General features: G+C 69.7%; 20 protein-coding genes, 2 tRNA genes and 1 riboswitch. Of the genes, 13 read left to right on the forward strand and 9 right to left on the reverse strand.

Annotation, left to right across the window (positions count from 1 at the left end; genetic code table 11):
- The first annotated feature begins 6 nt into the window (after window positions 1-6).
- From gatC to gatB, 3 genes are read left to right on the forward strand one after another with little or no spacing between them, the layout of a single operon-like run.
- A complete protein-coding gene (gene gatC / locus JOE59_RS04995) occupies window positions 7-309 on the forward strand; it encodes an Asp-tRNA(Asn)/Glu-tRNA(Gln) amidotransferase subunit GatC (protein WP_204459204.1) in 303 nt (100 codons plus the stop codon).
- Window positions 306-1,841, forward strand: coding sequence for an Asp-tRNA(Asn)/Glu-tRNA(Gln) amidotransferase subunit GatA (gene gatA / locus JOE59_RS05000; RefSeq protein ID WP_074258785.1), 1,536 nt, complete (start codon window positions 306-308; stop codon window positions 1,839-1,841). The genes gatC and gatA overlap by 4 nt, the downstream gene beginning before the upstream one ends.
- Complete coding sequence (gene gatB, locus JOE59_RS05005; protein WP_204459205.1) at window positions 1,841-3,355, forward strand: Asp-tRNA(Asn)/Glu-tRNA(Gln) amidotransferase subunit GatB; 1,515 nt, start codon at window positions 1,841-1,843, stop codon at window positions 3,353-3,355. Before gatA ends, gatB begins: the two co-directional genes overlap by 1 nt.
- Here gatB and JOE59_RS05010 read toward each other — a convergent pair.
- A complete protein-coding gene (locus tag JOE59_RS05010; RefSeq protein WP_204459206.1) occupies window positions 3,346-4,725 on the reverse strand; it encodes an acyltransferase family protein in 1,380 nt (459 codons plus the stop codon). The two genes, gatB and JOE59_RS05010, sit on opposite strands and share 10 nt — an antisense overlap.
- Before the next feature lie 185 nt (window positions 4,726-4,910).
- Here JOE59_RS05010 and JOE59_RS05015 point away from each other — a divergent pair, with 185 nt between their 5' ends.
- The 9 genes from JOE59_RS05015 to JOE59_RS05055 all read left to right on the forward strand — a co-directional run bounded on the left by JOE59_RS05015 (window position 4,911) and on the right by JOE59_RS05055 (window position 13,470).
- Window positions 4,911-5,546: a hypothetical protein gene (locus JOE59_RS05015; protein ID WP_204459207.1), complete on the forward strand. Its 636-nt coding sequence runs from the start codon at window positions 4,911-4,913 to the stop codon at window positions 5,544-5,546.
- Window positions 5,547-5,808: 262 nt separating this feature from the next.
- Window positions 5,809-7,647, forward strand: coding sequence for an alpha-L-fucosidase (locus tag JOE59_RS05020; RefSeq protein ID WP_204459208.1), 1,839 nt, complete (start codon window positions 5,809-5,811; stop codon window positions 7,645-7,647).
- A gap of 102 nt (window positions 7,648-7,749) precedes the next feature.
- Window positions 7,750-9,015 (forward strand): DNA polymerase IV, encoded by a 1,266-nt coding sequence (locus JOE59_RS05025; protein ID WP_204459209.1) that lies wholly within the window; start codon window positions 7,750-7,752, stop codon window positions 9,013-9,015.
- Window positions 9,016-9,079: 64 nt separating this feature from the next.
- Window positions 9,080-9,412, forward strand: coding sequence for a hypothetical protein (locus JOE59_RS05030; RefSeq protein WP_204459210.1), 333 nt, complete (start codon window positions 9,080-9,082; stop codon window positions 9,410-9,412).
- An 86-nt stretch (window positions 9,413-9,498) separates the two neighbouring features.
- A riboswitch (TPP riboswitch) is annotated at window positions 9,499-9,608 on the forward strand.
- A 39-nt stretch (window positions 9,609-9,647) separates the two neighbouring features.
- A complete protein-coding gene (locus JOE59_RS05035; RefSeq protein ID WP_204459211.1) occupies window positions 9,648-10,283 on the forward strand; it encodes an ECF transporter S component in 636 nt (211 codons plus the stop codon).
- 1 nt (window position 10,284) lies between these two features.
- Complete coding sequence (locus JOE59_RS05040) at window positions 10,285-11,775, forward strand: ABC transporter ATP-binding protein (protein WP_204459212.1); 1,491 nt, start codon at window positions 10,285-10,287, stop codon at window positions 11,773-11,775.
- On the forward strand, window positions 11,772-12,560 hold the full coding sequence (locus tag JOE59_RS05045) for an energy-coupling factor transporter transmembrane component T family protein (protein ID WP_239560106.1): 789 nt from the start codon (window positions 11,772-11,774) through the stop codon (window positions 12,558-12,560). Before JOE59_RS05040 ends, JOE59_RS05045 begins: the two co-directional genes overlap by 4 nt.
- Complete coding sequence (locus JOE59_RS18695) at window positions 12,557-13,138, forward strand: AAA family ATPase (RefSeq protein WP_239560108.1); 582 nt, start codon at window positions 12,557-12,559, stop codon at window positions 13,136-13,138. The genes JOE59_RS05045 and JOE59_RS18695 overlap by 4 nt, the downstream gene beginning before the upstream one ends.
- 77 nt (window positions 13,139-13,215) lie before the next feature.
- Window positions 13,216-13,470, forward strand: a complete 255-nt coding sequence (locus JOE59_RS05055; protein WP_204463259.1) for a hypothetical protein — start codon at window positions 13,216-13,218, stop codon at window positions 13,468-13,470.
- A 26-nt stretch (window positions 13,471-13,496) separates the two neighbouring features.
- On the opposite strand, the gene JOE59_RS05060 is transcribed toward JOE59_RS05055, so the two are convergent.
- The 6 genes from JOE59_RS05060 to JOE59_RS05085 all read right to left on the reverse strand — a co-directional run bounded on the left by JOE59_RS05060 (window position 13,497) and on the right by JOE59_RS05085 (window position 17,352).
- On the reverse strand, window positions 13,497-14,759 hold the full coding sequence (locus tag JOE59_RS05060; protein ID WP_204459213.1) for a serine hydrolase family protein: 1,263 nt from the start codon (window positions 14,757-14,759) through the stop codon (window positions 13,497-13,499).
- Window positions 14,760-14,783: 24 nt separating this feature from the next.
- Window positions 14,784-15,131: a metallopeptidase family protein gene (locus JOE59_RS05065; protein WP_074258793.1), complete on the reverse strand. Its 348-nt coding sequence runs from the start codon at window positions 15,129-15,131 to the stop codon at window positions 14,784-14,786.
- A gap of 56 nt (window positions 15,132-15,187) precedes the next feature.
- A tRNA-His gene (locus JOE59_RS05070) sits at window positions 15,188-15,263 on the reverse strand.
- Window positions 15,264-15,307: 44 nt separating this feature from the next.
- Window positions 15,308-15,928: an oligoribonuclease gene (gene orn / locus JOE59_RS05075; protein ID WP_074258834.1), complete on the reverse strand. Its 621-nt coding sequence runs from the start codon at window positions 15,926-15,928 to the stop codon at window positions 15,308-15,310.
- A 100-nt stretch (window positions 15,929-16,028) separates the two neighbouring features.
- Window positions 16,029-16,101, reverse strand: a tRNA-Arg gene (locus tag JOE59_RS05080).
- Between the two features lie 30 nt (window positions 16,102-16,131).
- Window positions 16,132-17,352 (reverse strand): cation:proton antiporter, encoded by a 1,221-nt coding sequence (locus JOE59_RS05085; RefSeq protein ID WP_204459214.1) that lies wholly within the window; start codon window positions 17,350-17,352, stop codon window positions 16,132-16,134.
- A gap of 115 nt (window positions 17,353-17,467) precedes the next feature.
- Between JOE59_RS05085 and nadE the strand changes: the two genes are divergently transcribed.
- Complete coding sequence (gene nadE, locus JOE59_RS05090) at window positions 17,468-18,292, forward strand: NAD(+) synthase (protein ID WP_204459215.1); 825 nt, start codon at window positions 17,468-17,470, stop codon at window positions 18,290-18,292.
- 124 nt (window positions 18,293-18,416) lie between these two features.
- Here the strand turns inward: nadE and JOE59_RS05095 are convergent, their stop codons facing one another.
- Both JOE59_RS05095 and JOE59_RS05100 read right to left on the reverse strand, forming a co-directional pair.
- Complete coding sequence (locus tag JOE59_RS05095) at window positions 18,417-19,067, reverse strand: hypothetical protein (protein ID WP_204459216.1); 651 nt, start codon at window positions 19,065-19,067, stop codon at window positions 18,417-18,419.
- 74 nt (window positions 19,068-19,141) lie between these two features.
- Complete coding sequence (locus tag JOE59_RS05100) at window positions 19,142-19,399, reverse strand: hypothetical protein (protein WP_204459217.1); 258 nt, start codon at window positions 19,397-19,399, stop codon at window positions 19,142-19,144.
- Between the last annotated feature and the right edge of the window lie 75 nt (window positions 19,400-19,474).

The following is a 19,474-nucleotide window of genomic DNA, read 5'->3' on the forward strand; positions in this document are numbered from 1 at the left end:
AGCAGCATGTCCGAAATCACTGCGGAGCAGGTCGCGCACCTCGCGAACCTCGCCCGCATCGCGCTCACCGATGAAGAGATCGGCCACCTCACCACGGAGCTCGGCCAGATCATGCACGCGGTCGAGCAGGTGAGCGAGGTCGCCACGCCCGACGTGCCGCCGACGAGCCACCCCATCCCGATGCAGAACGTGTTCCGCGACGACGTCGTCGGCACGACGGTGCTCACCGCAGACGAGGCGCTCGAGGGCGCCCCCGAGTCCGACGACTCGCGATTCAAGGTCTCGGCGATCCTGGGAGAAGAGCAGTGAGCGACGAACTGATCCGCCTGTCCGCAGCAGCACTCGGCGCCAAGCTCGCCGCCGGCGAGGTCTCCTCGGTCGAGGCGACCCGTGCGCATCTCGACCGCATCGCGGCCGTCGACGGCGCCGTGCACGCCTTCCTCCACGTCGAGGGCGAGCGCGCCATCGAGACCGCGGCCGAGATCGACCGCCAGCGCGCAGCAGGCGCACCGCTCGGCCCGCTCGCCGGCGTGCCGATCGCGATCAAAGACGTGCTCGTCACGAAGGGCATGCCCTCGACCTCGGGCTCCCGCATCCTCGAGGGCTGGATCCCGCCCTACGATGCGACCCCGGTCACGAAGGTGCGCGAGGCGGGCATGATCCCGCTCGGCAAGACCAACATGGACGAGTTCGCCATGGGCTCGTCGACCGAGCACTCGGCCTACGGCCCGACCCACAACCCGTGGGACCTCGACCGCATCCCCGGCGGCTCCGGCGGCGGCTCCGCGGCATCCGTCGCAGCGTTCGAAGCGCCCCTCGCGCTCGGCTCCGACACCGGCGGCTCCATCCGCCAGCCGGCGCACGTGACCGGCACGGTCGGCGTGAAGCCGACGTACGGCGCGGTCAGCCGCTACGGCTCGATCGCCCTGGCCTCCTCGCTCGACCAGATCGGCCCCGTCACGCGCAACGTGCTCGACGCGGCGCTGCTCCACGACGTGATCGCCGGGCACGACCCGCTCGACTCCACGTCGATCCCCGAGGCGTGGCCGTCGATGGCCGAAGCCGTGCGGCGAGCGGATGTCTCGGGCCTCCGCATCGGCGTCATCAAGGAGCTCGACAGCGACGGCTTCCAGGCCGGCGTGCGCCAGCGCTTCCACGAGTCGCTCGAGCTGCTCGAGAAGAACGGCGCCGAGATCGTCGAGATCTCCGCACCGCACTTCGAGTACGCGATCGCGGCGTACTACCTGATCCTCCCCGCCGAGGCGTCGTCGAACCTCGCGAAGTTCGACTCGGTGCGCTTCGGCCTCCGGGTCACGCCCGAGGGCGGCGGCACGGTGGAGCAGGTCATGTCGGCCACGCGCGAGGCCGGTTTCGGCCCCGAGGTGAAGCGCCGCATCATCCTGGGCACCTACGCGCTCTCGGCGGGCTACTACGACGCCTACTACGGCTCCGCGCAGAAGGTGCGCACGCTCGTGCAGCGCGACTTCGACGCGGCGTTCGCCAACGTCGACGTGCTCGCCTCGCCGACCGCGCCGACGACCGCGTTCAAGTTCGGCGAGAAGCTCGCCGACCCCGTGTCGATGTACCTCAACGACATCGCGACGATCCCCGCGAACCTCGCGGGCGTGCCCGGCATCTCGCTGCCCTCGGGCCTCGCGCCCGAAGACGGCCTGCCCGTCGGCATCCAGTTCCTGGCGCCGGCACGCGAAGACGCACGTCTCTACAACGTCGGTGCCGCGCTCGAGCAACTGCTCGAAGCGCAGTGGGGCGGTCCGCTCCTCGCCCAGGCCCCCGATCTCTCCACCCATGAGCTCACCGCGACCGAGGAAGGCGCACTCTGATGGCCCGCGCTGAACTGATGGACTTCGACAAGGCCCTCGAGCTCTTCGAGCCGGTCATCGGCCTCGAGGTGCACGTCGAGCTGAACACCACGACGAAGATGTTCTCGTCGGCCCCGAACCCCGCGAACTCGCAGTTCCACGGCGCGGAGCCGAACACGCTCATCACGCCCGTGTGCCTCGGCCTGCCGGGGTCGCTGCCCGTCGTCAACGGCGACGCGGTGAAGTACTCGATCAGCCTCGGCCTCGCGCTCGGCTGCGAGATCGCGCCGTCGAGCCGGTTCGCCCGCAAGAACTACTTCTACCCCGACCTCGCGAAGAACTACCAGATCTCGCAGTACGACGAGCCGATCGCCTTCGACGGCGAGGTCGAGGTCGAGCTCGAGAACGGCCGGGTCTTCACGGTGCCGATCGAGCGCGCGCACATGGAGGAGGACGCGGGCAAGCTCACGCACGTGGGCGGCTCGACGGGCCGCATCCAGGGCGCCGAGTACTCGCTCGTCGACTACAACCGCGCCGGCGTTCCGCTCGTCGAGATCGTCACGCGGCCGATCTTCGGCGGCGAGGCCGACACCCCGGCGCTCGCGAAGGCCTATGTCGCCACGATCCGCGACATCGTGCTCTCGCTCGGCATCTCCGAGGCGCGCATGGAGCGCGGCAACCTCCGCTGCGACGCGAACGTGTCGCTGCGCCCCCGCGGTCAGGAGAAGCTCGGCACGCGCACCGAGACGAAGAACGTCAACTCGATGCGCTCCGTCGAGCGCGCCGTGCGCTACGAGATCCAGCGTCAGGCGGCGATCCTCGCCGGCGGCGGCACGATCATTCAAGAGACGCGCCACTGGCACGAAGACACCGGCGCGACGAGCGCCGGTCGTCCGAAGTCCGACGCCGACGACTACCGGTACTTCCCCGAGCCCGACCTGCTGCCCGTCGTGCCCTCGAAGGAGCTCGTCGACGAACTGCGCGCCGCGCTGCCCGAGCCGCCGGCCGTGCGCCGTCGCCGGCTCAAGTCCGACTGGGGCTTCACCGACCTCGAGTTCCAGGATGTCGCGAACTCGGGCCTGCTCATCGAGCTCGAGGCGACCGTGAAGGCCGGCGCGACGCCCGCCGCCGCGCGCAAGTGGTGGACCGGCGAGATCGCCCGTCTCGCGAACGCCTCCGACGTCGACGCATCGGACCTCGTCTCTCCCGAGCACGTCGCCGAACTGGCTCAGCTCGTCGACTCGGGCACGCTCACCGACCGCCTGGCCCGCCAGGTGCTCGAAGGCGTCATCGCAGGTGAGGGTTCACCGCAGCAGGTCGTCGACGCCCGCGGTCTCGCGGTCGTCTCCGACGACGGCGCCCTGATCGCCGCGATCGACGAGGCGCTCGCCTCGCAGCCCGACGTGCTCGCGAAGATCCGCGACGGCAAGGTGCAAGCTGCCGGCGCCGTCATCGGCGCGGTGATGAAGGCGATGCAGGGCAAGGCCGACGCTGCTCGCGTGCGCGAGCTCGTGCTGGAGCGTGCTCAGGCCTGATCAGGCATGGTCGCGTCGCTCGGCTCCGGCTCGTTCAGGCGAGCGAGCGAGCGATGCGGCCGCACTGATCGCCCGAGGGCGATGGTGGTCGGACCGCGTCCGTGCAGGCGCGCGGGCAGCGGGCGCAGGAGGAGTACAGCCGCCGCGAGCAGGATCGCGCTCGACGCGGCGACGACGAAGTCGAGACCGAAGACGATCACGGCGAACGGCGGCACGACCATGCACGCGGCAGCGACTCCGGTCGACCAGTCGGACGCGTCGTACCCGTGGCTCGGCAACGGGCGCTCCAATCGGCCGAACAGCATCGAGATCCCGGCGAGCACGCCGGCCATGACGAGGAGGATCACCGGCCGGGTCAGCCACCATTCGACGGAGCCGGCCGACGGTGCCGGCAGTGGAGTGAGCAGCAGCAGGCCGATCACGAGTGCGAGCACCGGCAAGTGCCACAAGTAGATCGTCATCAGGCGGGATCCGACCGTTGCGACGGCCGCACGTACCGCCCGCACGGTCATCAGGCGTGCCAGCGCCGGATGCACGAGCACGAGCAGGCAGGTCTGTCCGACGGCGAGCGCGACGATCGCGAAGGTCGGCGGATTGAGATTGTCGAGCATGTTTCCCGGGTATCCGACTGCGACCAGCCCGACGAGCAGGAGGTAGGCACTGCCGCCGATCGCCGCGACGGTTGCCTTCGACCTGGCCCGGAACCAACCGTCTGCCATCCAGAAACCCAGCTGCTGTACGAACAACCAGACGAATGTCATGTTCAGGAGCCCGAGTGCTTCGATGCCGGTCGCGAAGCGCAGCAGGTCGAACGTCAGCGCGCCGGCTGCCAGTGTCGAAAGCGTCCGCCAGGGCGCCATGGAGTGCAACGTCGCGAGCCCGGGAAGGTAGGCCTGCGCGAAGGCATACGCCGCGAGGAACCAGAGCGGCGACGAGATTCCCATGCCGATGAGCCGGATCGCAACGGGATCGACCCCGGTGAGGTGCATCACGAGTATGGCGAGGGCGAGTGCCGCGAACAGAGCGATCGACGGGCGCGCGAGCCTGAGGATTCGCGAGCGGATGAAGTCGGCCGCCCTTCCGCCGGACGCCTCGAGGCGCCGCCAGGCGCCGATGCCGGCGAATCCGCCGACCACGAAGAACAGCGGCATGACCTGTGCGACCCACGTGACCGGGCCGATCCAGTTCGTCTCGAGGAGTGTGCGCTCGACCACCAGCCCGCGACCGGGAATGACTGCCGCGCCGATCATCAGCATGTGGCCCACGACCACGAGGGCGACGCACAGCACGCGCACGAGATCGATGACCGGATCACGCGCGGTGGCACCGGGCACGAACCCGGTGGAATGCGGTGCGCTCGACTCGCTCACGGCCCCTCCGACTACTCCGTCCGGCCCTATGGCAATTCTGGCACGTTCACGGCCCAGCGACCCCGCTGACGCGGCCGATGCCATGGCGAGGGGCGCGCACCCCATTCGACGTGCACCCCATTCACAGCACGCTCAATGCTGACGGCCATAGATTGGTCGTCCCCTGAACGATTGACGAGGACAACATGGGATTCCTTGACCGACTCTTCGGAGCAGTTCCCGCCGAACCGCAGCGGCCTCAGGCCCAGCCCGCGCGCAGGCTGAGCGACGACGAGCTCGCAGTCGAGCGCTACCGCTACCTGTTGCGCACGGCCCCGCCCGAGTCGGTCGAGGCGGTGCACGCCGAGGCGTTCGCGAAGCTCACGCCGCAGCAGCGCCAGGCTCTCTTCGCCTCGCTCAGCGCAGACGCACCCGCCGGTGAGCGACTCGTCTCCGACGAGCCGAGCGCATTGGCCAGGGCGGCGACCCGCGCGGAGCTCCGCGCACCCGGCAGCGTCGAGCGCGCCTTCAACCGAGCGGATGCCTCGGGCGGCCGTCCCCAGCAGGGCGGGCCGTCGTTCGGCGGCATGTTCGCCGGCTCGCTCCTCGGTTCCGTCGCGGGTGTCGTCGTCGGTTCGGCGATCGCACAGGCGTTCCTGCCCGACCCCTCGGCATTCGAGGCGGGCGCCGACAGCGGCGAGGCCGGTGCTGATGGCGGCGACGCCGGTGCGGCCGACGGGGGTGCGGCCGATGCGTCCGGCGCAGATTCGGGCGGAGACTTCGGCGGTTTCGGGGACTTCGGTGGTGGCGACTTCGGCGGTGGCGGCGACTTCGGGTTCTGACGGTATGCCGGCCAAGTGACGGTCGGATTCCGAGGTAACTGCGAACGACCATCGGCCTCTGAGGCCGGTGGTCGTTCGGCGTTTGCCGCGCCGCATTCGCTCAGCCGGGAGAGGATGCGCCGCCGAAGGCAGTTTCCTATAGGAAATAGACTTAATGGTTCCGACTCGTTATCGTGCGATGGGAAAGCACGATTCGAGGAAGGGGACAATGTTGTCTGTCGAAACGAAGAGGACCATTCAGGGTCGTCGGTCAGTGCGGCTGTTGGCTACTGGAGCAGCGCTCGCCGCGCTGGTCATGCAGCCGATGACCAGCGCATCCGCCGAGGAGGTGGATGCGACGTCGACGCCCGCCGAGGTCGCACCGGGCCCGCACCAGCTCCGCAACCTCATGGCAGCGGCGCGCACGTCGCAGAGCTCGACGCAGGGCGATCGCATCGCGGAGTATGCACAGGACGGTGAGACGGGCGGGGCCGACGTCGCGCTGACCGGTGCCGACCAGCACGCGTGGTGGGGTGCCGATCTCAGCGCCCGCAAGATGATCAAGCACCTCGTCGTTTGGAACGGTGCTGAGGAGCGACTGGGCGACTTCTACGTACTGACCTCGTCGACGCCGTTCGCGTCGGAGGACCTCACAGCGACCTTGGACCAGCACGGTGTGAAGGCGCGGCACGTCGAAGGTTCGGCCGATGCGTCGATCACGGTGAAGGTGAACGAGCAGGCGCGCTATCTCCGCATCCAGTCGGCCGACGACGGCCCGCTTGCGCTTGCCGAGGTGCAGGCGTTCGGCAACGAGAAGCTCGCGCCGAGCGATGGCACGGAGGAAGGCGCCGAGTTCGTGGCCGAGAACCCCTTCGGCATGTTCCTGCACTACGGCATGGGCACCATGACGAACGTGCAGTGGGCAGATCCGAACACGCCGGCGAGCGCATTCGATCCCGGGGCCGACGTCGACCCGAAGGTGTGGACCGATGCGATGACGTCGGCCGGCATGGATTTCGGCGTGCTGACCGCGAAGCACCACGACGGTCATGCACTCTGGCCGACGCGCTACTCCGACTACTCGATCGCGAACAGCCCCTACCAGGACGGTGAGGGCGACCTCGTCGCCGACTACGTCGATGCGATGCGCGATGCCGATCTCGGCGTCGGGCTCTACTACTCGATCTGGGACCGGCACAACGGCGAACCGGTGTCGCTGATCAAGAACCAGCTCCGCGAGATCCTGACCCAGTACGGCACCATCGACTACCTCTGGTTCGACGGGTGGGGCTGGCACATCCCGTACACCCAGGTCGAGTACGAGGGCCTGCGCCAGTTCATCCACCAGGTCTCGCCCGAGACGGTGGTCGCGAACAACGACCACTTCTCCTCGCTCGACACGACGGACGTGCTCGTCTGGGAGGTGCCGGTTCAGGGCTTCCCGCCGGCCGACGACACCCGGCCCAAGGACGCGTCCGACACGCTCGACTCGAACTCGACCTGGTTCCACACGACGAACACCGGCGCACCCAAGGGCGCTCGTCAGATCGTCAGCTCGCTCAACCGTCTGAACGCGGGCAACTCGCTGTACCTGCTGAACGTCGGTCCCGACAAGGACGGCAGCATTCCGGCGTCGCACCTCGCCCGCCTCGCCGAGATCGGTGAGCTCCGGCAGAACCCGCCCGGCGAGAACATCGCGCTCGGCAAGCCCGCGACCCAGTCGAGCACCTACACGGACGTGAGCACCGTGCTCGCGGCGTCGAGAGCTGTCGACGGCGACTACTCGACGCTGGCGCACACGAATTCGGAGACGAACGCCTGGTGGCAGCTCGATCTGGGAGCGGTGACGGGTCTCTCGAGCGTCGAGCTGTTCAACCGCACGGACTGCTGCACCGCGCGGAACACCGACTACTACCTGTTCATCTCGGATGAGCCGTTCGACACCTCGCTGACCCCGGAGGAGCAAGCGGCGGTGCCTGGCGTGTGGTCGCACCACGAGACCGGGCAGATGGCGGCGCCGACCACCGTTGCCACGCCGGTCGACGGGCGCTACGTGATGGTGCAGCTGGCGGGCACCAACTACCTGGGCCTGCCGGAAGTCGCGGTCTACCCCACGAAGTAGGCGATCCCCCCGAGCGCCCCCGCGCGAGCAGCACGGCTCGAGCGGGGGCGCCCGGCGCCGACCTGGTCCGACGATGACGGCGGCAGCGGATAGGGTCGCAGCATGAGCAAGCAGGACGGCTCGTCGCGCCAAGTGACCACCGGTCCGGTCGACGACTCGGCGACACCGATCCTGCACGTCGACATGGACGCCTTCTTCGTCTCCGTCGAGCTGTTGAAGCGGCCAGACCTCCGAGGCAAGCCCGTGCTGGTCGGCGGCACTGCGGGGCGCGGCGTCGTCTCCGCCGCGAGCTACGAGGCACGCAGGTACGGCGTCAACTCGGCCATGCCCATGTCCATCGCCCTGCAGCGCTGCCCGAACGCGATCGTGCTGCGCGGCGACTACGCGAGCTACACCGAGTACTCGCGCCGCGTCATGCAGATCTTCGAAGAGGTCACGCCGCTGGTCGAGAAGCTCTCGATCGACGAGGCGTTCCTCGACGTCTCCGGCGCCCGGCGCCTCCACGGCAGCCCGGCCGAGATCGCGTGGGGCCTGCGCAGGCGCGTGCGCGACGAGACCGGCCTCACCTGCTCGGTCGGCGTCGCGGCGACGAAGTTCGTGGCGAAGGTCGCCTCGAGCCGGGCGAAACCCGACGGCATGCTCGTCGTGCCGGCCGACCGCACCCTCGAGTTCCTCCATCCATTGCCGGTCTCCGCGCTCTGGGGGGTCGGCAAGGTCACCGAGGAGTCGCTCACCCGCATCGGACTGCGCACGGTCGGCGACGTGGCCGCCATGCCCGCCGACGCGCTCGCACGGGCGCTCGGGCCCGCACTCGCAGCGAAGCTCGCTCACCTGTCGATGGGCGTCGATGCGCGCGACGTCGTCACCGGGCGCGAGGAGAAGAGCATCGGGCACGAGGTCACCTTCGGGTACGACCTCACCGACCTCGACCAGTTGCGGCGCGAGCTGCTGCGACTCTCCGACGATGTCGCAGTGCGGCTCCGCCGTGCCGGGGTCGTCGGGCGCACGGTCGTGCTGAAGCTGCGCTACGGCGACTTCCGCACGGTCACCCGATCACGCACCCTGGGGGAGCCGACCGACGTCGCGAGACGCATCTACGACGAGGCATCCGCTGCGCTCGGCGAGCTCGCCGGAGACGGGGCCCGCATCCGCCTCATCGGCGTGCGGGCGGAACAGCTCCGGACCTCGGGCAGCGGGGCGATGCTGTGGGACCCAGACGAAGAGTGGCGCGAGGCCGAGCGCACGATCGACGAGGTGACAGCGCGGTTCGGTCGCGGAGTCGTGCGGCCCGCCTCGCTCGTGAAGCGCGCAGCCGACCGGGTCGAATCGTCGCGTCGCAACGAACCCGGCGCCGGCGACGTTCGCTGAATCCCGGTGCCGGCGAATCTCGCAAGGGGTGGTTCGGGAGCGAGCGCGCCGGTAGCGTTGACACATGGCTGAACTCGTTCTGGACCTCGCTGAGACCGTCGCCGGCGTCGGCGTGAAGACCTCCTACGGAGACCCCGTCGACATCGACGGCACCACGCTCGTGCCCGTGGCGCTCGGGTACTACGGCTTCGGCGCCGGCAGCGGCTCCGACGGTGCGGGCGACGAGGCCGGTGGTGGTGGCGGCGGCGGACTCTCCATTCCGCTCGGCGCATACGTCGGGCGCTCGGGCGATGTGCGTTTCGAACCGAACCTCATCGGGCTGCTGCTCGTCGCCACTCCGCTCGTGTGGGTCACCGGCAAGGCGCTGCGAATGGTGATCCGCGCGCTCAAGCGCTGACCGCGACCGGGATCGCGGTCAGCCGTCGTTGGTGCGTGCCGGTGTGACCACGGCGACGTCGCTGCCCGCGCCATCGGCGTATACTCGTGCTCGAACACGGGAGTCCGGTGAGCCGGGCTGAGAGGAAGGTTCTCAACCTTCGACCGTCGAACCTGATCTGGGTCATGCCAGCGCAGGGAGGCCAATCACATCTCAATTTCCCGTGCCTCTTTCCACGAATCGAAAGGGCACGACAGTGCACACTGCAGCATCAGAAACCAGCAGCCCCTCCACGCCCCGCAAGACGCGCGATCTGCGCTGGCGGGTCGTCGATATCGTCGTCGCCAGCGTCATCGGCGTTGCGACCGGGCTGCTCTTCCTCTTCTGGAACAACATCGGCTACGCGTGGTTCAGCGCGGCCGATGCGCTCACGCCGGGGCTCGGCGGCATCGCCGTCGGCATCTGGCTCATCGGCGGCGTGCTCGGCGGGTTGATCATCCGCAAGCCGGGTGCGGCGCTCTTCGTCGAGCTGCTCGCGGCGATCGTCTCGGCGCTCGTCGGCAACCAGTGGGGCATCGAGACGATCTACTCCGGTCTGGCGCAGGGTCTCGGTGCCGAACTGGTGTTCGCGATCTTCGCGTACCGCCGATTCGGGCTCCTGACCGCGATGCTCGCGGGTGCTGCTGCCGGCGCCGCGGCATGGACGCTCGAGCTCTTCACCTCGGGCAACCTCGCGAAGTCGGCGGAGTTCCTCGGCCTCTACTTCGCGACCGTCGTCATCTCGGGCGCACTGCTCGCCGGGCTGCTCGGTTGGCTCATCGTGCGCGGTCTCGCCGCGACGGGGGCGCTCAATCGCTTCGCCGCCGGTCAAGACGTGGCCCAGCGGGTCTGACGTGTCGCGCGAAACCGGTGCCACCCGGCCCGCGCGCGTGGAGGCGCGCGGGTGGGGGTGGCGGCACGCCGGGCGCAAGCGATCTGCGCTCGACGGCATCGACCTCGTCATCGCCGCGGGGGAGCGGGTGCTGCTGCTCGGGCCATCGGGGTCGGGTAAGTCGACGCTCCTGCATGCACTCGCCGGAGTACACGGCGGGGCTGAAGAGGGCGAGGAGACCGGCTCGCTGCTCATCGACGGCGAGTGGCCCGGAGCCGTGCGCGGGCGGGCGAGTCTCGTGCTGCAGGATCCCGACTCGCAGGTGATCCTCGCGAGGGTCGGCGACGATGTGGCGTTCGGCTGCGAGAACCTCGGCGTTCCGCGTGACGAGATCTGGCCGCGCGTGCGTCGTGCCCTCGACGAGGTCGGCCTCGACCTCCCACTCGACCACTCCACGAGCGTCCTCTCCGGCGGCCAGAAGCAGCGTCTCGCGCTGGCGGGCGCCCTCGCGATGGGCCCAGGCCTGCTGCTGCTCGACGAGCCGACGGCGAACCTCGACCCCGCAGGCGTCCACGAGGTGCGGCAGGCGGTCGCTCGTACGCTCGATCGAACCGGCGCGACCTTCGTCGTCGTCGAGCATCGCGTCGACGTCTGGATCGACCTCGTGACGCGTGTCGTCGTGCTCGGTCGCGACGGGCGGCTCATCGCCGACGGCGAGCCGCAGCACGTCATCTCGACGCAGCGCGACGCCCTGCTCGCCGCAGGGGTGTGGGTGCCGGGCGTGCGACCAGCGGTTTCCGCCGCGCGGCCCGCGCCCGCGGCATCCGTCGTCGATCTCGATGCCGTCGAACTTGCGATCGGCCGCCGCAGCGACGCCGTCGTGCGCAGCGGCCTCTCGCTCGCCTTGCCGCGTGGCGCCTCGACAGTGCTCACGGGGCCGAACGGTGCCGGCAAGTCGACGCTCGCGCTCACCATGGGCGGCCTGCTGGCGCCGCTCGGCGGCAGAGTGCGCGCCTCGATCGAGCTCGCCGCCGGGCTCAAGACGGATCCGATCCGCTGGCGGTCGCGCGAGCTCCTCACCCGCATCGGCACCGTCTTCCAGGAGCCCGAGCATCAGTTCGTGGCGTCGACGGTGCAGCGCGAACTCGAGGTCGCGCCGCGCGCGCTCGGTCTCGACGCAGCGACCACGGCTCGACGCACCCGCGAGGTGCTCGAACGACTGGGGCTCGACCGACTCGCCGAGGCGAACCCGTTCACTCTCTCGGGCGGTGAGCAGCGACGTCTCACGGTCGGGTGCGCGCTCGTCGCGCAGCCCGGCGTCGTCATCCTCGACGAGCCCACCTTCGGGCAGGACCGCCTGACCTGGATCGAACTCGTGACGCTGCTCCGCACGCTCGTCGACGACGGCACGACGCTGCTCTCGGTCAGCCACGACGCCGCCTACCTCGACGCACTCGGCGACCAGCACCTCGACCTCGGCAGCGACGCGCTGCGCATGGAGGCGGCGGCATGACCACGACCATGACCACGACGACCCCGCGACTGCACCTCGTCGACCGCGTGAACCCCGTGAGCCGCCTCGCCGCGGCGATGCTGCTCACGACGCCCCTGCTGCTCACCGTCGACTGGGTGAGCGCCTCCGTCGCTCTCGGCATACAGCTCGTGCTCTTCGCGATCGCGGGGGTGACGCCGAAGGTCCTCGTCTCGCGAGGATGGCCGATCCTCATCGCCGCGCCCATCGCCGGTCTCAGCATGCTGCTCTACGGCCAGCCGGAGGGCACCGAGTACTGGTCGTTCTGGCTCGCCCGCATCACCGACGGATCGATCGAACTCGCCGTCGCCGTCACCGTGCGCGTGCTCGCGATCGGACTGCCCGCGGTTCTGCTGTTCATGAACGTCGATCCGACCGAGCTGGCCGACGGCCTCGCGCAGATCGCGAGGCTCCCGAGCCGTTTCGTACTCGGCGCCCTGGCGGGCGCGCGACTCGTCGGCCTCTTCATCGAGGATTGGCGGGCGATGGCGCTGTCGCGGCGTGCGCGCGGCATCGGCGATCACGGCGTGATCCGGCGGTTCGCGACCATGGCGTTCGCCTTGCTCGTGCTCGCGATCCGGCGCGGCAGCAAGCTCGCCACGGCGATGGAGGCTCGCGGTTTCGGCTCCGACCACCCACGCACCTGGGCGCGCGAATCGCGGGTCGGCTGGCCGGATGCCGCGCTGCTCTGCATCGCCGCAGGCATCGCGGTGCTCGCGATCGGCTGCGCCGTCTGGGCGGGCACCTACCACGCGGTGTGGGCGTGAGCGCGAGCGCGTCGGGCGGCGTGGCCGCGGGCACCCCCGCGGCATCCGCAGTGCGCCTCGTGCTCGAGCATTGCCGCGCTGCGGGCGCGCAGGTCGTGGCCGTCGACGGGCCGAGCGGTTCGGGCAAGAGCACCCTCGCCGATGCGCTCGTGCGGGCCTGGCCGGGTCGGGCGCCCGAGCTCGTGCGCCTCGACGACGTCTACCCGGGCTGGACCGGCCTCGAGCGCGCCGGTGCCGAGGTGGTGCGCGAACTCGTCGCCCGCCGTGCCCGCGGTGCGGTCGGCACCTGGCGGACGTGGGATTGGGCGGCCGGTCGCGTCGGATCGGTCGAGCACAGCAGGCCGGGCCGCCCGCTCATCATCGAAGGATGCGGAGCCTTCGCCGCGACCTCGTCGATCGAGGCCGTCGCGATCTGGGTCGAGGCGTCGCCTCAGGTGCGCAAGCGCCGCGCACTCGCGCGCGACGCCGGGGCGTTCGACCCCTACTGGGACCTGTGGGAGCGCCAGTGGCGGCGATACGTCGCACGAACCGCGCCTGCGCGCCGTGCAGATGTGCGCGTCCGGGTCACCGGCGCCTGAGCCGTCGCGCTGCGACTCGCCGCCCGAACCACGCCACGACCTGCCGTTCCGGGCACGCCGAGGGCTACGGTGGTTGCATGAGCACAGACACCGTCGCACAGTACGTCGCGGAGTTCCTGGACGGCCCGCTCGAGGGGGAGTTCGAGCACCGTGTCCTCGTGGGCGGCAAGCCCGAGTCGCGCGTCGGCATGGTCGCCGCCATCGACGGCCTCGAATCGCTGTTCTGGTACGACGCGGTCGACGAGCGCGAGGTCAACGGACAGGTGCGGGTGCAGTTCCGGTTCGACGCCGGCGACTCCGACCCCGTCGAGTCCGACGACGAGAACGACTGAGGGCGTCGCGGGGCGTCGACCGCCCGTCAGCCCTGCTGATCGGCGATGAACGCGCCGATGATAGCGGCGGGATTGGCGAGTCGCCAGATCGGCCCCGGGTCGCGGATCGCGCGCGTCAGCTCGAGCGGTGAGGCGACATCGCCGTTCCCGGTCGCGATGCTGATGCGCCCGACCTCGCTCCCGGCGGACGCGGTCGTGAACGGCTCGACGGTCACGGATGCCCCGGCGACGCTGTTGCCCCACGATGCATCCGTTCGGCTGACCGATGCGATGAGCTCTGCCCGATCGCCCCACGCCGCCTCGACGCTCGCGTAGGGCGTGCCCGCGGTGATGATCTCGGCGGGAACCGCCGACTGGGCGCTCGATGACACTGCCGTGCTCACGGCGGCGTCGAGCGTCTCGTAGTCGGGCATGAGCGTCGTGGCGCCCACCAACCGGTACGGCGTCTCGTCATCGGGTCCGGGCACGGTGGTGGTGTACACGAAGGTCACGCCGGCCTGGTCGGTGTAGCTCCGAGCAAGCGCCCGCACGCCGGCCTCACCTGAACGCGCGACGTTGTCGGGGATGTCCCGCTCGCCGGCAGCGACCGGTGCTTCGGGGATCGCGTAGATCTCGGCAAGGCGCGGGTCGGCCAGCACGAGGGCGGCGAGGCGGGTGAGCTCTTCAGGGGTGCCGACGTTGTCGCCCGAGAGCCCGGTGGCATCGGCGACGCGGGTCGCGGTGAAGCCGTTCTCGGCGAGCCAGGCATTGGCCGCTTCGACGTACGGGTCGACGCCGCCGAACGCCCACCGCACGAGGGTGTCGGCGTGGTTGTTGCTCGACGCGAGCAGCACGGCACGCACGACATCGCGTTCGGTCCACTTCTCGCCGGGCAGCACGGGCAGCGTGCGCGTGTCCTCGGCGACGTAGCGGAGGTAGTCGGTGTAGTCGGCGGGGCCGATCGTGATCTCGGGGCCACCGCCCTCGGGCGGCAAGGGAAGGGTATCGAGAGTGGCCAGCACCGTGACGAGCTTCACGGCGCCGCCGATCGGCACCGGCTCGGTGTCGCCGCCCACCCCGAGTGTGGTGGCCGCGCCGTCGTCGGCGAGCACCGCCATCGCGCTCGCGCCGTCTGCGGGCAGGGTCACGGGCGCCGCGCCCTCTTCGGGTGCCGTGTCGGCGCCTTCGGCGACCGTGACGTTCACCGCCGGAAGCGGGCCGAGGAGCATCGCCGGGCCGTAGACCCCGATGCCGAGGATCGCGATCGCGCCGACGGCGATGCCGACGATGCGGCCGGGGGTCATCCTCATGGAATCAGCGTAACCCGCCGCGGATCACGCCCAGCCCAGCTCGTGCAGCCGGTCGTCGTCGATGCCGTAGAAGTGCGCGATCTCGTGCACCAGCGTGACGTGGATCTCTTCGCGGAGTTCGTCTTCGTCGGCGCAGATCGCGAGGAGCGGCTCGCGGTAGAGGATGATGCGGTCGGGCATCTCGCCGAACCCGTAGCGGTCGCGTTCGGTCAGAGCGAAGCCGTCGTAGAGGCCGAGCAGGTCGAGCGAACCGTCTTCTGGTCGGTCTTCGACGACGAACACGATGTTCTCGAGGCCGTCGACCATGTCATCGGGCAACTGGTCGAGTTCATCGACGACGATCGCTTCGAACGCCTCGGCATCGAGTTCCACGAGCGGCTCCGATCGAAGTGCGACGGGCGTGAAACGGCTTTCGCCGAGAACGGCATTGGGGTGAGTAACGGGGCTTGAACCCGCGACCTCCTGGACCACAACCAGGCGCTCTACCAACTGAGCTATACCCACCATGTGCCGACCGCTTTACGCGATCTGGCAACTTGAAGAGCTTACTACACCTTGGAGGCGAACTCGTTCACCACGGCTGCAGACAGGCTCTGGAGCTCGGCCGTCGAGGGGCCGGGCTCGGCGACGAAGACCGCACGACGGTAGTAGTGCAGCTCGCGGATCGACTCCTGGATGTCGGCCAGGGCACGGTGCCCGCCGTTCTTCTGGGGGGAGTTGAAGTAGGCGCGAGGGAACCAGCGCTTCGCGAGCTCTTTGATCGAGGAGACGTCGACGCTGCGGTAGTGCAGGTGCGCGTCGAGCCGGGGCATGTACTTCGCGAGGAACGCGCGGTCGGTGCCGATGGAGTTGCCGGCGAGCGGCGCCTTCTGCTCGTCGGGCACATGCTGCAGCACGTACTCGAGCACCTGGTACTCGGCGTCGGCGACGCTCACGCCGTTGGGGATCTCTTCGATCAGTCCGGACTGGGTGTGCATCGTGCGCACGAACTCGCCCATCGACTCGAGCGCGCTCGCGTCGGGCTTGATGACGATGCTGATGCCGGCGTCGACGGGGTTGAGGTCGTAGTCGGTGATGATGACCGCGATCTCGACGAGCTCATCGACCTCGAGGTCGAGTCCGGTCATCTCGCAGTCGATCCAGACCAGGCGGTCGCTCGAAGAAGGCATGCAGAGAGTCTATCCGGGCGCACCGACGGCGCTGCTCGGGCGGCATCGCAGGATCCACGAGCGCGCTCTGCGCGGGCTTCGAAGGGATCGGCTAGAGGAGTGCCCCCGGCAGGAATTGAACCTGCGACCAAGAGATTAGAAGGCTCCTGCTCTATCCGCTGAGCTACGGGGGCGGCGGTGCCAGCATACCGGGGCGAGCCGGGTCACCCCTCGACGGGGACGAAGGGGTCGTCTTCGGCGGTGCGGGTCGCGGCATCCGAGCGCCCCTTGCGGATGGCGAGCGCGATCAGCGGGAAGAGCAGCACCGAGAGCATGCCGGCGCCGACGAGCGCCGCTGCGGTGCCGCTCGGCAGGTCGCCGTTGTCGACGCCGATCGCCGTCACGGCGACGATGATCGGCAGGCCCGTGGCGCCGAACAGCGCGGTCGCCACCAGGTCGCGCCGACTCGACCCCGCCGGGGCGGCGAGCAGCGACGGCAGGCCGCGCACGACGAGCAGCAGCACGAGGAACACGGGCAGCAGCACCGTCGTGCGCGCGTCGGCGAAGAGCGATTCGAGGTCGAACGCGACCCCGGTGTTGATGAAGAACACGGGAACCAGGAACCCGTACCCGACCGCTTCGAGCTTCGTCTCGACCACTTCGATGTCGCGCTTCGGGGCGCCGGAGATCAAGAGTCGGTACAGCACGCCGGCGGTGAATGCACCGAGCAGCATGTCGAGATCGAGCACGATGCTGAGCGCCACGAGCGCGAGCAGCACGAAGATGACGAGCCGAACCGCGAACTGCCCGCTCGTGTGCAGCGTCGCCGTGATCACCCGGTGCATGCGCTTGCCCACGCCCTTGGCCGCCAGCCAGATCGCGATGCCCGCGATCACGGCGAACGAGAGCAGCACGACCGTGGCCAGCAGGGGGCTGCGCCCGCTCAGGAAGATGGAGATCGCCAGCAGCGGGCCGAACTCGCCGACGGCGCCGAGCGCGATCACCGCGATGCCGAACGGGGTGCCGAGGTCGCCCGAATCGCGCAGCACCGGCATGATCGTGCCGAGCGCCGTCGAGGTCAGCGCGATGCCGATGAACGCCGCGGCAGGCAGGTCCGCCGCGAGGAGCGTCGCCAGGCCGATGCCCGCTGCGAGCGAGATGATCCAGCCGATCGCCGCTCGGCTCAGCGGCCGACCGCGGATTGCGCGGAAGTCGATCTCGTTGCCAGCCAGGAAGAAGAGCATGGCCAGACCGAAGTCGGCCAGCAGGGTCATGAAGTCGTCGGGAACGATCCATCCGAGCACGGCAGGGCCGAGCAGGAGGCCGAGCACGATCTCGAAGACGACGAGGGGAATCGCCACCCACTTGCCGATCGCGCGCACGAGCAGCGGCGCCGCGACGGCGATCGCCGGCACGAGCACCATGGTTCCGATCGAGATCTCCAAGAGGCACTCCGTTCAGGGCGGCAGGTGATGCCTGTCGAGATGTTAGCGGAGCGCGGCGGCGACCCGGATGCATCCGGTTCGTCTGCCGGAAACATGACGACGGTATGGTCGTGGCATGCGAGAGCTGCAGTCGCGAATCATCGCCGAACTCAACGTCACCCCGGTCATCGACCCCGCCGAGCAGGCGCGCGCCCGCATCGACTTCCTGAAGTCGTACGTGCGCGTGACGGGAGCGCAGGGCCTCGTGCTCGGTATCAGCGGCGGGCAGGACTCCACGCTCGCGGGTCGGCTGTGCCGGATCGCGGTCGACGAACTTGTCGCAGAGGGCACTCCGTCGCGGTTTGTCGCCGTGCGACTGCCGTACGGCGTGCAGCGCGATGAAGACGACGCGCAGCTGGCGTTGAGCTTCATCGAGCCGCAGGAGACCGTGGTCTTCGACATCAAGGGCGGCGTCGACGGGCTCACCGCGGACTTCGCGGCGGCGGCGACCGCGGCGCCGCTCAGCGACTTCGGCAAGGGCAACGTCAAGGCGCGCATGCGCATGGTGGCGCAGTACGCCCTCGCGGGCGAGGGCGGGCTGCTCGTGGTGGGCACCGATCACGCGGCCGAGGCCGTCACGGGATTCTTCACCAAGTACGGCGACGGGGGAGCCGATGTGCTTCCGCTCACGGGTCTCACGAAGCGTCAGGGGCGGGCTCTGCTCGTGCACCTCGGCGCTCCCGAGCGCCTGTACCTCAAGGTGCCGACGGCGGATCTGCTCGACGCGAACCCCGGTCAGTCCGATGAGGCGAACCTCGGCCTGAGCTACGCCGATCTCGACGCGTACCTCGAGGGCGAGGAGATCGACGAGTCGGTTGCCGAGCGCATCGAGGCACGCTTCCTGCAGACGCGCCACAAGCGCACGGTTCCGGTGTCGATGTTCGACGACTGGTGGCGCTGAGCGCCTCGGCGGGGGTGCGACGCCGCAGTGAACTCGCTCCTGCGGCCGAGGATGCGGCCGAAGGCGCGGTCGAAGGTGAGGTCGAAGGTGAGGTCGAGGTCGGAGTCGCGTTCGCGGGTGCGGTTCAGCGCAGCTGATCGCCCTGCAGCGTGGGCGTCGGTGCGGTATTCGCGGTCTCGGCGCCGTCATCTGCGATGGTGACACTGCCCTGGTACCGCTGCTGGTGCTGTTCGGCGACCCACGCGTCCTGCTGGTCGATGGCGGACTGCTCGGGCTCTTGACGCTGCGTGCGCCAGCGGGCGAGATCGTTCAGGAACTGACGGCGCGTGCGCCCGGGGTGGCGCTGCCACTCGAGGAGGCGATCACGGAACTCCACGACGGCAGGGTCGAGCTGGTATCCGAACGTCGCAGACGCCCGCTTGAGCTCGTGGAGTTGGTGGGCCGCCCAGTTGGCCGCGACATCCGATCCGCGGATCGGCAGCAGTCGCACGATGATGTCGGCCTGGCCCACGGCGCGGTCGGCGAGCACCTGTTCTTGCGGCGTCAGCGAGTTCCACACCGATGCCTCGGTCGCGGCGTCGACGAGTGCGGCGATCGCGGCGGCCTTCGCCTCGCGATCGCGCTGCGCGACGAGGCGCTTGATCGCGAGATTGGCGATCCACACGGCGAGGAGGCCAGCGGCGAGCACCGCGAAGAACAGCACGACGGCGGAGAACACCGTGGGCCGCGAAGCGCTCGTACCGAGCCAGGAGATGAGATCGTTCCACCACTGCATGGCCGTAGATTACCCCCGCGGTGCGGCGTGACGATCGAGCGTCGACGGCGCGCCCGAATACGCGCCGCGCGAGCTCAGCGAAAGACCTCGGCAGCATCGCGCGACGACCAGAATTCGCCGAGTTCGATCGAGCGGATGCCGCCCGCGACGAGTCGTTTCGCTCCGAAGCGCAGCTCGTCGCCGAAGCCGCGTTGCTCGATGTGCCCGAGCACCGCGCCCTGCGGGCGGGTGACTCGCCACAGGCCCGGCTCTGCCGGTGAGATCTGCAGGCCGGGCACGACGTCGGGGAACGGCTCGCGCGTGCGCGATGCGTTCGTGGCGATGGCGGACATGTCGCTCCTCTCGTGATGCAGCCGGCCCTGCGGTGTGTCACGAGCGTACGGCGGGCCACCGACATCCGATCGGTG

Source organism: Agromyces cerinus (assembly GCF_016907835.1).
Classification (GTDB): Bacteria; Actinomycetota; Actinomycetes; order Actinomycetales; family Microbacteriaceae; genus Agromyces; species Agromyces nitratus.

Excerpts from the sequence above, each read along its gene's own strand:
- gatC (WP_204459204.1), top strand. The coding sequence starts at position 7 with ATGTCCGAAATCACTGCGGAGCAGGTCGCGCACCTCGCGAACCTCGCC.
- gatB (WP_204459205.1), top strand. The coding sequence starts at position 1,841 with ATGGCCCGCGCTGAACTGATGGACTTCGACAAGGCCCTCGAGCTCTTC.
- JOE59_RS05015 (WP_204459207.1), top strand. The coding sequence starts at position 4,911 with ATGGGATTCCTTGACCGACTCTTCGGAGCAGTTCCCGCCGAACCGCAG.
- JOE59_RS05025 (WP_204459209.1), top strand. The coding sequence starts at position 7,750 with ATGAGCAAGCAGGACGGCTCGTCGCGCCAAGTGACCACCGGTCCGGTC.
- JOE59_RS05030 (WP_204459210.1), top strand. The coding sequence starts at position 9,080 with ATGGCTGAACTCGTTCTGGACCTCGCTGAGACCGTCGCCGGCGTCGGC.
- JOE59_RS05045 (WP_239560106.1), top strand. The coding sequence starts at position 11,772 with ATGACCACGACCATGACCACGACGACCCCGCGACTGCACCTCGTCGAC.
- JOE59_RS05055 (WP_204463259.1), top strand. The coding sequence starts at position 13,216 with ATGAGCACAGACACCGTCGCACAGTACGTCGCGGAGTTCCTGGACGGC.
- JOE59_RS05060 (WP_204459213.1), bottom strand. The coding sequence starts at position 14,759 with ATGAGGATGACCCCCGGCCGCATCGTCGGCATCGCCGTCGGCGCGATC.
- orn (WP_074258834.1), bottom strand. The coding sequence starts at position 15,928 with ATGCCTTCTTCGAGCGACCGCCTGGTCTGGATCGACTGCGAGATGACC.
- nadE (WP_204459215.1), top strand. The coding sequence starts at position 17,468 with ATGCGAGAGCTGCAGTCGCGAATCATCGCCGAACTCAACGTCACCCCG.
- JOE59_RS05095 (WP_204459216.1), bottom strand. The coding sequence starts at position 19,067 with ATGCAGTGGTGGAACGATCTCATCTCCTGGCTCGGTACGAGCGCTTCG.
- JOE59_RS05100 (WP_204459217.1), bottom strand. The coding sequence starts at position 19,399 with ATGTCCGCCATCGCCACGAACGCATCGCGCACGCGCGAGCCGTTCCCC.